Annotated in this window: 9 protein-coding genes; 1 reads left to right on the forward strand and 8 read right to left on the reverse strand. The window is 47.0% G+C overall.

The genetic code is table 11. The features are described from left to right. Positions 1-222: 222 nt before the first annotated feature. Positions 223-1,002 carry a TSUP family transporter gene (locus F0229_RS12460; RefSeq protein ID WP_012603222.1) on the forward strand — a complete coding sequence of 260 codons (780 nt, stop codon included), beginning with the start codon at positions 223-225 and terminating at the stop codon, positions 1,000-1,002. Here the strand turns inward: F0229_RS12460 and F0229_RS12465 are convergent. The 8 genes from F0229_RS12465 to gltB all read right to left on the reverse strand — a co-directional run bounded on the left by F0229_RS12465 (position 953) and on the right by gltB (position 11,846). Next, on the reverse strand, positions 953-1,798 hold the full coding sequence (locus F0229_RS12465) for a LysR family transcriptional regulator (protein ID WP_171732961.1): 846 nt from the start codon (positions 1,796-1,798) through the stop codon (positions 953-955). The genes F0229_RS12460 and F0229_RS12465 overlap by 50 nt on opposite strands. A gap of 204 nt (positions 1,799-2,002) precedes the next feature. Continuing rightward, on the reverse strand, positions 2,003-2,620 hold the full coding sequence (locus F0229_RS12470; RefSeq protein ID WP_017062893.1) for a TRIC cation channel family protein: 618 nt from the start codon (positions 2,618-2,620) through the stop codon (positions 2,003-2,005). A gap of 74 nt (positions 2,621-2,694) precedes the next feature. After that, a complete protein-coding gene (btuF, locus tag F0229_RS12475; RefSeq protein WP_017059298.1) occupies positions 2,695-3,564 on the reverse strand; it encodes a vitamin B12 ABC transporter substrate-binding protein BtuF in 870 nt (289 codons plus the stop codon). A 1-nt stretch (position 3,565) separates the two neighbouring features. Then, the gene (locus tag F0229_RS12480; RefSeq protein WP_102332777.1) at positions 3,566-4,519 is read right to left on the reverse strand and encodes a cobalamin biosynthesis family protein; all 954 of its coding nucleotides are present in this window, start codon (positions 4,517-4,519) and stop codon (positions 3,566-3,568) included. 10 nt (positions 4,520-4,529) lie between these two features. After that, complete coding sequence (mtnN, locus tag F0229_RS12485) at positions 4,530-5,225, reverse strand: 5'-methylthioadenosine/S-adenosylhomocysteine nucleosidase (RefSeq protein WP_017059300.1); 696 nt, start codon at positions 5,223-5,225, stop codon at positions 4,530-4,532. 127 nt (positions 5,226-5,352) lie between these two features. After that, on the reverse strand, positions 5,353-5,781 hold the full coding sequence (locus F0229_RS12490) for a DUF1499 domain-containing protein (protein ID WP_017059301.1): 429 nt from the start codon (positions 5,779-5,781) through the stop codon (positions 5,353-5,355). Between the two features lie 172 nt (positions 5,782-5,953). Beyond that, the gene (locus F0229_RS12495; protein ID WP_171732962.1) at positions 5,954-7,366 is read right to left on the reverse strand and encodes an FAD-dependent oxidoreductase; all 1,413 of its coding nucleotides are present in this window, start codon (positions 7,364-7,366) and stop codon (positions 5,954-5,956) included. 16 nt (positions 7,367-7,382) lie between these two features. Further along, positions 7,383-11,846, reverse strand: a complete 4,464-nt coding sequence (gene gltB / locus F0229_RS12500) for a glutamate synthase large subunit (RefSeq protein WP_017072315.1) — start codon at positions 11,844-11,846, stop codon at positions 7,383-7,385. Positions 11,847-12,083 lie beyond the last annotated feature (237 nt).

The following is a 12,083-nucleotide window of genomic DNA, read 5'->3' on the forward strand; positions in this document are numbered from 1 at the left end:
GTACGAGTCACTGAAAGTATATTCGGAACCGCCGTATGCGACCCACGCTTGTACGGTGGTGTGAGAGGACGGAGGCTGCGAGGCCTCCTCCTACTCGATTCTGTTATTCCGCGGTAACTTAATGATGAATATTTGGAATAGGTTAGAATCTTGTGTTTCGTTATTGCTCGTCTGCCGTGAGTGGTAACTTGTCGCTACACAGGACTTTAAGGCGTTGGGTATATGGAAATCACTCTAGAAATATTGGCTATCTTGTTTGTTGTTGCAACGGCAGCAGGCTTTATTGATGCAATGGCTGGCGGCGGTGGGTTACTGACTCTACCTGCATTGCTAGCGGCTGGAGTTCCACCGACGCAGGCATTGGCAACTAACAAACTCCAAAGCTCATTTGGCAGCTTCTCTGCGAGTTGGTATTTCGTGCGCAACGGTATCGTCAGCATCAAAGAGATGCGCCTTGCTATCTTTTGTACCTTTATTGGCTCTGCAATTGGCGCTGAGTTAGTCCAGCACATTGATGCGAGCCTACTGACCAGTGTTATCCCACTGCTGCTTATCGCTATCTCTCTCTATTTCCTGTTGGCACCCCAAACTAGAGCGTCTGAAGGAAAACAGAAGATCTCTGAGGCGATGTTTGCTCTGTGTATTGGTGGCGGCGTGGGTTTCTATGATGGCTTTTTTGGCCCAGGAACAGGTTCTATCTTCACCGTCTGCTTTGTTGCTATTGGTCACTTCTCGTTAGTCGATGCTACGGCGCGTACTAAAGTACTTAACTTTACCTCGAATATCGCTGCCTTAATTTTCTTTATTTTGGCTGGTTTGCCTATTTGGGAGTTGGGATTAGTGATGGCGGTCGGTGGATTTATGGGCGCTCAGCTTGGCGCTAAAGTGGTGGTGACAAAAGGGCAGAAATGGATTCGCCCCCTTGTGATCGTGATGTCGATGCTAATGGCGTCTAAACTGCTTTGGGAACAGCATCAACAATGGATTCTATCAGTGTTTTAACTCGTGGAGACTGGTAACTATTTGGTCTGACACAGATATGAATCGGCCGAATCAAGCCTGCTAATTCGGTGAAGCTATACAGATATTGAGGCTCAATATTGAGTGTTTTTACGATAGAGAGCGGTATTAACGCTGGCCCAGTCCCGCCCAATGCAAGTTGAGCCGCTGCGGTGTAGGCATCCATCTCCATCAAGGGTTTGATACCAAACTTCTCTAATACAGAAAGTTGATAAGAATTGGCAGGGTTGGTCATGTCGTTAGTGATGACCATTGGAGGAAGCTCCGTTAGCGGTGACTTACTCACTATGTAAAACGGCTCATCAAATAGATGGAAGGTCATCAACCCATGATGCGGTGGCAGTAAGCCAGCACACAACCCCAAGGTCGCCTTGCCAGATTGCACTCGCTCTATGATTCTCGGCGTGTGGTTGGTAGTAATGGTGATGTATTTATTTTGCTGGATAAATTGGCCCATCATTTCACCTAAATAACCGGCTATCAGAGACTTAGAGCTGTCTAGGGTGATGAGAGTGGTATCTTCCAACTCTTGCTGTTCATAAATAAGCCCGCGAAGTTCATTGAATGTCGGGCCAATACTCTCTATTAATGCTATCGCATCTGGCGTGAGTTTTATCTGTCGGCCACTCGGTTCAATGAGCTTTTTACCTAGCTTCTTTTCTAAACTCGCAATCCGTTTGCTGACCGCTGATTGGCTGATATAAAGCAAACTGCCTGTGCGGCTCATGGTCTTTGCTTTACTCAATACCAGTAGAGTTTCGATTCCTTCGAGTAGCATTGGGTTATATTCATGAAATTTGGGAATGATTGTTTCAACTTACCTCAAACAACATTCATTCTCTAGTCTTGAAACTAAAGCTTTGAACCAAGTTAGGTATTTTTAGCTATGCTCGCACGTGTAGCGCGAGAGCATAATAATTGTGTTGGGGAGCTCAAATTAAGAAAGGCTCCTTTACGGAGCCTTTCACTTTGTAACGTTAGCTTATTTGATGGCGAAGGTCGGCAATGATAAATGCCAACGAATAGCGCCAAGCCTTATCAATAGTGTTGAGAACACGCCGGCCAGAAATGCAGTTTCTGAATCGTGCCCCATGCTGATCGCCATGGTATGGAAAGTACCACCAATGATACAAGCGGTCGCGTAGACTTCACTTCTTAGAATCATAGGCACTTCACGGGCAAGTACGTCGCGGATAATACCGCCACCGCAGCCGGTGATGACACCCATGATGATCGCCACTAGTGCTGAATCTTGATAGATAAGTGCTTTTTCTACACCAATGCCAACAAACACCGCTAGGCCAATCGCATCACATACCGGCAATATCCACCAAGCCAGACGTTTCGGGCGTCTGACAATAATCATGGTCAGTAAACAGGTGATGATGATGACCCAAAGGTAGGTGGTATCGGTGATCCAAAATACGGGAGTCGCGCCTAGAGCCATGTCTCGAATTGTACCGCCACCAATTGCGGTAACACTACCTAGAACGGCGACGCCAAAGGGATCCATCTTAAGACGGCCAGCGACAAATACGCCTGAGACGGCAAAGATGGCAGTGCCAAATAAATCGATAATATAAAGCAGCATGGAGTCCATGATACTGGTGCTCTTATAGTTAAAATTGTAGGGACAGGTCGGTGGCGAATTGTACGAAAAAACGCAGCAAATAGTTAGTGATTTTGCCTAGCTCTATCAAAGAAATCGCACACTTGTTGGATCGCTTTCAAAGTTCTCGTTGTCGGGCGATTAATCCAGTCAGAATTGAGGGACCAAATCTGATTTTGAGCGACAGCTGGGATCTCATCTTCCCATGTTTGCCACATGGTTCCATTCTCAATCGCGTGCTGAGAAGTGAAGATTACTTGCGGTTTTCTTAATACAACTTGTTCAATACCAACTTGCGGATAGGGAGAGGCGCTGTCTTCAAAAATATTGTGGCCACCACAAAACTCAAACACCTCACTTGGCCAGTGTCCTTGAGCAACAGTGATGATCGGCTTTTCACTGAGCTGGTAGAAGTAGTTTACTGGCTCGGCATCTTTGTATTCTAGTCTCAACGCGTTGAGCTGCTCTCTGTATTGCTGAGCGTTATTTTCGCCAATGCTTGGATCGCTAGCGTATTCGCTCAGTTGTTCAATATTGGTTGCGATACTGTCTAGGCTTTTGGTTTTGGAGTAGTAAATATTAAAACCAAATTGCTCTAGTTTCGCGAGCTCTCTGGGCGGGTTTCCCGCTGGCCACGCAAGAATCAAATCAGGCTGAAGTGCGATGATCTTCTCAACCTTGATACCTTGATAGTTTGCCACTTTTTCAAGCTTATCGGCTTGTGGTGGGTAATCACTTCGTTCACTTACGGCAACAAGGTTGTTGCCTAAACCAGCGCTGTACGCGAGTTCAGTGGCATGAGGAGCAAGGCTGACTACGCGTTGAGCCAGCTGTACTTGTTCTTGAGTCCGTGGTGCTTCTTCTGCAAATGATAAAGGCAGCCATAAGCTGGAAGACAAAATAGTAAGGCTTGTAACAAGTGCTGAAGGTTTCACTCTAAATCCCTTGGTGAATAAATAGTAAGGCTAGGCTTTGTAAAAATATCCAGATAGCGATGCGACCAAAGAGTAGTTTCTGAACCTGAGATAGATGCAGAGCTGACGGTGCGATTCTTCCGCCTAATTTTGCGCGAATGGCTTTAGTGTTGTCGTAAATCGCAGGGCCACCTAATGATAACTCCAGCTTGTTGCCAACAGCCGTGATCAACCAGGCTGGGCCGGGTAGTGGCCAAGAGCGACTTTGGACTAGCATCATCTTAAATGTGTGCGTTGCTTTATCACCAAAGACGATCATCAAGGCAAATAAGCGCATTGGTATAAGTTCTAGGATAGCGACGATCTTGATTGCCGTTGAGCCGAAAGGAGAAAACTGCTTGCGACTTGGCGACCAAGCTCGAGCTAACTCGACCACAAGGCGATACATTAACGCAGCGATTCCACCACCAATGGCGTACCAGAACAACACACAAACTACGTTACGAGCGTAACCCATGATTATGGTTTCTGTGGCGGCTTTGCCGAGGCCAAGTGACGAAAGTGATTCGGTTTGACGGTTGACAATCGGAGCCAGTAACTGACGAGCGGCCGCTTTATCTTCTCGGCCAAGTACTTTGATCAGTTGGTTAGCCAGCTTTTCATTATTGCGCCAATCAATCGCGAGTAATAACAGTGCCAATTCAAACAGTTGAGATTGCCAAACCAATGGTTGCAGTGCCAATAGAATAACCAGAGTTGGCAGTACCATTAACCCCCAGGCTAATGTGCCTGAGATTAAACTTTGGGAATAGTTGTGGTTGTTATTAACCTTGCTTGCTAAAAGCTCAGCAAACTTATGCCATAAGGTCGTGGGGTGTGCGGCATGGGGGATAGGTAAAATTAAATGAAAAAGCAGTGCTCCCCACATCACAAGGAGCACGCCATTTGCAAATACCTGATCAAACAGTGTTTGCATGTCTAGTCGCTTACTTTAGTAGGGCAACCATCTTGATAACCATTTCAGAAGAGCTTTGCGCTGCTAGTGGCAGGAACTCTTCGAAGCTCATTGGTGATTCTTTGTCTGCAACATCAGAGATTGCACGAACAACCACGAATGGTACTTGGAATTGGTGACAAGCTTGAGCGATAGCCGATGCTTCCATCTCTACAGCAACAACAGATGGGAAGTGCTTGCGGATGAACTCTTGGCGTTCTGCTGTGCAAACAAATGCGTCGCCAGTACAGATAAGACCGCGAACGGCATGCTTGTCTTCCATTTGTGCTAGTGCTTGTTCAGCAACAGCCATCAGTTTGTCGTCAGCTTTGAACGCTGCAGGTTGACCTGCCATTTGGCCGATTTCGTAACCGAAAGCTGTTACGTCTGCATCGTGGTGTCGAACTTCAGTTGAGATAACCACATCGCCAAGGTTCAGTGTTGAATCAAAACCGCCAGCAGAGCCCGTGTTCAGAACGGCATCTGGTTGGTATTCGCTTAGTAGGATTGAAGTACCAACAGCCGCTGCTACTTTACCAATGCCAGATTGAAGCAAAACAACGTCAACACCATTTAGCTGACCAGAGAAAAAGGTACAACCGCCTTTATTAACTTCAGTAATGTCTGAAATTGCTGCTTTTAGGATCGCAACTTCTTGCTCCATTGCGCCAATGATGCCGATTTTCATGTGTAGTCTCTTAATAAATAATATTTAAACAGTAGAGCGAAATTGTAGCATGGATAAGAAGTGTCGAGCGACTGCCCAGAGGCACTTCTCATCCGAATAGTAGCGATTTATCTGCGTATTCTTTTATCTATTTGATTAGGCCTTCGCTTTTCAAGCTAGCACGAAGTTGTTCAGCTCGTTTTCGGTTTACGCCAAAATCAGAATGGCCAGTACGAGACTCTGAACGCACGATCAGTTTGCCATCCGTGATTTTAAGTTCTAAGTCATCGACAAAACGCATGATGCGCGAAGTACATTCAACACGCAGATAATCTTCTGTTTTACTCGCGGTTTTTGATCCCGGTAAGGTTAGCGCAACCTGCTCAATCGCATCTAAGCTCGCTGAATCTGACAACTCAAACGCGGCCAATGCATGTTGCTCACGATCATCTTGAGTTGATACGCAGTTTGGTTTGTCTCCACAAGGTGATGAAGTTCTGTCTTTCATGTCCGTGATTCCTTGGCTGCAAGCGGTTAACGTTAAAAGTGATAACGAGAGGAGAGCTGCTTTTTTCATAATGTTTCCTATGGCGTTGTTTTAATTGTAGTTATAGGTATTGGCTTGTTTGCGATTGTTTTACGTATTTTTCGATATGCTTGTGATAAACGTATCTAATTCAAAAAAGGATCCATCATTGGATCCCTTTTTTATAGTAACGGCCTGAGTAATAAAGGAAACCTTAGATTAGTCACACTTCTAGGTAGTCCAAGATCCCTTCTGCGGCTTTACGGCCTTCATCGATAGCGGTCACCACTAAGTCAGATCCTCGAACCGCATCGCCACCTGCAAATATCTTGCTGTTGGTGGTTTGGTATTGAAACTCTTGTTTACCGGGAGCCTTGATACGACCCCACTGATCGAGCTCCACACCGAAAGGTTCTAGCCATTCCATCGTATGAGGTTGGAAACCAAATGCCATAATTACGGCATCAGCCTCAAGAACATGCTCACTGCCTTCGACAGGTTCTGGACGACGACGGCCTGCTTCATCAGGCTCACCCAAAGCGGTTTTCACGAATTTCACACCAACCACATGACCAGCGCTGTTAAGCTCTAAGCCGATAGGTTGTAGGTTGAACTTGAACTTCACCCCCTCTTCACGTGCATTTTTTACCTCACGGCGAGAACCTGGCATGTTGGCTTCATCTCGGCGGTAAGCACACACCACATCTGCCGCATTCTGACGAATAGAGGTTCGAACGCAGTCCATCGCCGTATCACCACCACCAAGCACGACGACTTTCTTACCTTGCATATCGATAAATGGGGTTGGGTTTTCCAGTTCCATGACCTTGTAGGTATTAGAAATCAAGAATGGCAGAGCATCATAAACGCCCGGTGCATCTTCGTTGTCTAAACCCGCACGCATGTTTTTATAGGTGCCGACACCAAGGAAAACAGCGTCGTAGTCATCGACCAGTTGCTGAAGTTGTACATCTTTGCCGACTTCGGTATTCATTTGGAACTCGACGCCCATCTCGCTAAAGATACGGCGACGATTTTCCATGATGCCTTTCTCAAGCTTGAACGATGGAATACCAAACGTCAGTAGGCCACCGATCTCCGGATAGCGGTCAAACACAACGGCTTTTACGCCATTACGAACTAGGATGTCAGCCGCCGCTAGACCTGCTGGCCCCGCACCGATGATCGCGACCTTTTTATCAGTCCACTCAACGTGAGACATGTCAGGCTTCCAACCCATCTCAAAGGCTTTGTCGGTAATGTACTTTTCAATATTGCCAATGGTTACGGCACCGAAATCGTCATTGAGGGTACAAGAGCCCTCACACAAGCGGTCTTGAGGGCAAACTCGACCGCAAACCTCAGGCAGGCTGTTGGTTTGGTGAGACAGTTCAGCGGCTTCGATAATACGCCCTTCATTGGCAAGCTTAAGCCACTGAGGGATGTAGTTGTGAACAGGACATTTCCATTCACAGTATGGGTTACCACAGTCTAAACAACGGTCTGCTTGCGCTTTCGCTTGCTGTTTAGTGAAAGGTTCGTAGATCTCTACAAACTCAATCTTACGTATCTTGATTGGTTTCTTCGCTGGGTCTACGCGATTCACATCAATAAATTGGTATACATTCTGGCTCATTATTGGCTCCTTCCAATTATTGCGCTTGAACACGAAGTTCAGCAGAGCTGCGGCTTTGGTGGCCGAGCAAGGTGTTCAGATCCGCCGTCTTTGGCTTCACTAGGTAGAACTTTGGAATCCATTCATCAAAGTTCGCCAGAATAGCTTCAGCGTGTACTGAGCCAGTCTCTTCTAAGTGCTCTGCAATTAAGCCACGCAGATGTTCTTGGTGGATAAATAAGTCAGACAGAGAAAGTGCCTCGACCGACTCGTTATTTACTCGACCTTGGAAGTCTTCGTTCTTATCCATGACATAAGCGAAGCCACCTGTCATACCCGCACCGAAGTTGACGCCAGTTGCGCCAAGAATGGCAACAATACCGCCGGTCATGTATTCACAGGCGTTGTCACCAGCGCCTTCAATCACAGCAACCGTACCTGAGTTACGTACGCCAAATCGTTCGCCAGCCGTACCAGCTGCAAACAGCTTGCCTCCAGTTGCGCCATACAGACAGGTGTTGCCTATGATGGTCGCTTCGTTACAAGTAAATGCGGTGCCTTGGTGAGGCTTGATAACCACTTTGCCGCCAGCCATGCCTTTGCCAACATAGTCATTGGCATCGCCTGTTAGGTAAAGCTCAACGCCGCCTGCGTTCCAAACCGCAAAAGATTGGCCTGCTGTACCGTCGAGATATAACTTGATTGGTGAACCTGCCATCCCTTGGTTGCCGTATCGCTTAGCAATTTCACCAGAGATACGAGCACCAATCGAGCGGTCTGTGTTGATCACGTTGTAGTAAAGGCTGGTGGATTGACGTTTCTCAATTGCATCGAGTGCATCATCCAGAATCTGCTGGTTGAGCTGAGCTTTATCAAATGGTGCGTTTGGCTCGGTCCAAAACAGTGGGTGACCTTCTGGAGATACCGGAGCTTCGAGTATTGAAGAGAGATCGAGCTTGTTCTGTTTCGCGGTGAGGCCTTGAACGGCTTCAAGTAAGTCAGTACGACCAATCAGGTCCGTGAGTTTTTCTACGCCGAGTTCTGCAAGGTATTGGCGAACTTCATCGGCTAGGCCTGTAAAGTAGTTCACCACCATGTCTGGCAGGCCTTTGAAGTATTCGCGGCGTAGTGTTTCATCTTGAGTCGCAACACCCGTCGCACAGTTGTTTAGGTGACAAATTCGTAAGAACTTACAACCCATTGCGACCATTGGCGCGGTACCAAAACCAAAGCTTTCTGCACCGAGAATCGCACCTTTAATCACATCAAGGCCAGTTTTTAAACCACCATCGACTTGCAGGCGGATCTTATGACGAAGCCCATTAGCAACCAGTGCTTGTTGAGTTTCTGCTAAGCCAAGCTCCCAAGGGCAACCTGCGTATTTTACCGAGGTTAGAGGGCTTGCCGCGGTACCGCCATCGTAGCCAGAAATGGTGATCAGATCGGCATAGGCTTTCGCTACACCAGTTGCAATCGTGCCTACACCCGGTTCCGATACTAACTTTACTGAAACCAAGGCTTTAGGGTTCACTTGTTTAAGGTCGAAAATCAGCTGCGCTAGATCCTCGATAGAATAAATATCGTGATGTGGAGGAGGGGAGATCAGTGTCACCCCTTGAACTGAATATCTCAGCTTAGCGATTTCTGCGGTAACTTTATGGCCGGGCAGTTGACCACCTTCTCCAGGCTTCGCACCTTGCGCGACCTTGATCTGCAAAACATCCGCATTGGTTAAGTAATGTGGCGTCACACCAAAACGACCGGAAGCTATCTGCTTGATACGAGAGTTACGGTCAGTACCAAAGCGTCGAGGGTCTTCACCACCTTCACCAGAGTTTGAGTAACCACCCAAACGGTTCATCGCCATTGCTAATGCTTCATGCGCTTCTGGGCTCAAAGCACCGATCGACATTGCCGCAGAGTCGAAGCGTTTAAACAGATCGCTGTTAGGCTCGACTTGCTCTAATGGTAGAGGCTGATCGGCTTTTTTGAGGCTCATTAAGTCGCGTAACATCGCAGCTGGACGAGCATTTACTTGCTTAGCAAAAGAGAGATAATCCGATGTCTCACCTGTTTTTACTGCAGTTTGCAGAGTGCCAACCACATCAGGGTTATAGGCGTGATATTCGCCGCCGTGTACGTATTTGAGTAAACCACCGTGCTCGATTGGCTTACGCTTAGTCCAGGCTTTACGCGATAAGTTATAGATATCTTGTTGGAAATCGCTAAAGCTTGCGCCTTGGATTCGAGTGGTAACTCCGCGGAAACAGAGCTCAACAACATCGGAATGAAGGCCAACGGCTTCGAAAAGCTGTGAACAGCGATAAGAGGCAATGGTTGAAATTCCCATCTTCGACATGATCTTGTACAGACCTTTGTTGATGCCGTTTTGGTAATTTTGCATTGCGGCACGATAATCTTTATCTAAAGAGCCATCATCCAACATTTTACCTAACGCTTCATAAGCGAGGTATGGGTAAACCGCGGTTGCACCGAAGCCAAGCAGCACAGCAAATTGGTGTGGGTCGCGCGCAGTTGCTGTCTCAACAACGATGTTGGCATCACAACGCAGGTTGGTATCAGCAAGCCTTGTTTGCACCGCACCAACCAACATGGCTGCAGGGATCGGTAGTTTTCCTTTCTCTAAACCTTTGTCCGACAGCACAACTAAAACCGCACCTTCGCTGACTTCTTGTTCGGCGCTATCACATACTGCTTTGATTGCTTGTTCTAGATCTTGGTTATTCGGGTCGTAGTGCATGCTGAGAATGACATGACGATAATGTTTTTGACTCAACTGCAGAAGCTGCTGCATGTCTGAGTAAAGCAGTACTGGTGAATCAAACGTGACACGATAGGCGTGACCGTCTGTTTCACAGAACACGTTCATCTCTTTACCAATACTGGTCGCCAAAGACATCACGTGTTTTTCACGCAATGGATCAATCGGTGGGTTGGTGACTTGTGCAAACTTTTGACGGAAGTAATCAGTGACCAAGCGTTCTTTTGAAGAGAGCACAGCCATTGGCGTGTCGTCGCCCATTGAGCCTACTGCTTCTTGCCCCATATCACCAAGCACACGCAGCACTTGGTCGGACTCTTCGTTGCTCATCGCAAACTGTTTTTGGTAGGTCTTGAGCGTGTCATCGTCAAAGCTGCGCTTACCGACTTGCTCATCGGGCAGATCGGAAAACGGTGTGAGTTTGTGAACGTTCTTTTCCATCCACTCTTTATAAGGATGGCGACCTTTAAGGTCATTGTCGATCTCGTTAGATTGCCACAATTTACCGCGGCGCGTATCTATGACGAGCAATTCACCTGGGCCGACACGCCCTTTCTCTGCCACTTCATCTGGCGCGTAGTTCCAGATACCGACCTCAGATGCCAAGGTGATCAGGTTGTCTTTGGTGATGACATAACGCGCAGGACGCAGGCCATTTCTATCGAGGTTACACGCAGCGTAACGACCATCAGAAAGTACGATACCTGCAGGGCCATCCCACGGTTCCATGTGCTTGGAGTTGAAGTCGTAGAATGCACGTAGATCTGGGTCCATATCTGGGTGGTTTTGCCAAGCGGGCGGCACAAGCATGCGCATCGCTCGGAACACATCCATACCACCAGCTAGGAATAGGTCGAGCATGTTATCTAAGCTTGAAGAGTCAGATCCTGTCTCATTCACAAAGGGCGCTGCGGTTTGCAAATCGGGCAGCAGTGGTGAAGAGAATTTATAGGCACGAGCCTTAGCCCATTGTCGGTTACCTTCAATGGTATTGATCTCACCATTGTGCGCTAAATAGCGGAATGGTTGAGCCAGTGGCCAACGTGGCTGAGTATTGGTTGAGAAACGCTGGTGGAACAGACATATCGCCGATTCCATGCGTAAGTCTGCAAGATCGAGGTAAAATCGCGGAAGATCGGCCGGCATACACAGACCTTTGTAAACCATGACTTGTGTCGAAAGGCTACAAATATAGAAATCTTTGTCTTCGGTGATCTGTTTTTCAATTCTGCGACGAGCGATATAAAGGCGTCGTTCAATATCGCGTTCACGCCAACCCGCGGGGGCCGAGATAAACACTTGCTGAATATTGGGAACTGAATCTTTGGCAATCGGACCTAATACGTCGGTGTTGGTCGGTACTACGCGCCAACCTGCAACCGTTAAGGTCTCTTGAGCGAGCTCTTTATTGACGATGTCTTGCGCGGATTGCGCTTTGATTGGATCTTGGCTGAAGAAAATCATGCCGACAGCGTATTGCTTGCCGAGCTTGAAGTTATTCTCTTCAGCAATAATTCTGAGATAAGAGTCAGGCTTCTGTAGTAATAAGCCACAGCCATCCCCGGTTTTACCATCCGCAGCGATACCACCACGGTGTGTCATGCGATCGAGGGCTGAAATAGCAGTTCTTACCAACTTATGACTAGGTTGGCCTTCCATTTGCGCTATTAAACCAAATCCACAGTTGTCTTTTTCAAGACTAGGATCATATAGAGCCATTGCAATTCTCCCTTTTGCTTCTCTGTCATCCAGACAGTAAATGACTAACTATTCATATACTTGTTGTTTTTTATAAACTGATAGTTTGCTTTAGCCAGTTAAAACGTTATTGGTTGTGTTAACAAAACCGATTGATTTTATTTTCATCAGCTTTACAACTTATAGCTAATTGTGTTTAAGGTCAAGTTCATGGTTAATTATCATGCATAAACGCGATTAGCCACTTAATAATCTAAA

It is taken from the genome of Vibrio sp. AIC-3, from assembly GCF_013114515.1.
Taxonomy (GTDB): Bacteria; Pseudomonadota; Gammaproteobacteria; order Enterobacterales; family Vibrionaceae; genus Vibrio; species Vibrio crassostreae_C.

Excerpts from the sequence above, each read along its gene's own strand:
- F0229_RS12460 (WP_012603222.1), top strand. The coding sequence starts at position 223 with ATGGAAATCACTCTAGAAATATTGGCTATCTTGTTTGTTGTTGCAACG.
- F0229_RS12465 (WP_171732961.1), bottom strand. The coding sequence starts at position 1,798 with ATGCTACTCGAAGGAATCGAAACTCTACTGGTATTGAGTAAAGCAAAG.
- F0229_RS12470 (WP_017062893.1), bottom strand. The coding sequence starts at position 2,620 with ATGGACTCCATGCTGCTTTATATTATCGATTTATTTGGCACTGCCATC.
- F0229_RS12480 (WP_102332777.1), bottom strand. The coding sequence starts at position 4,519 with ATGCAAACACTGTTTGATCAGGTATTTGCAAATGGCGTGCTCCTTGTG.
- mtnN (WP_017059300.1), bottom strand. The coding sequence starts at position 5,225 with ATGAAAATCGGCATCATTGGCGCAATGGAGCAAGAAGTTGCGATCCTA.
- F0229_RS12490 (WP_017059301.1), bottom strand. The coding sequence starts at position 5,781 with ATGAAAAAAGCAGCTCTCCTCTCGTTATCACTTTTAACGTTAACCGCT.
- F0229_RS12495 (WP_171732962.1), bottom strand. The coding sequence starts at position 7,366 with ATGAGCCAGAATGTATACCAATTTATTGATGTGAATCGCGTAGACCCA.
- gltB (WP_017072315.1), bottom strand. The coding sequence starts at position 11,846 with ATGGCTCTATATGATCCTAGTCTTGAAAAAGACAACTGTGGATTTGGT.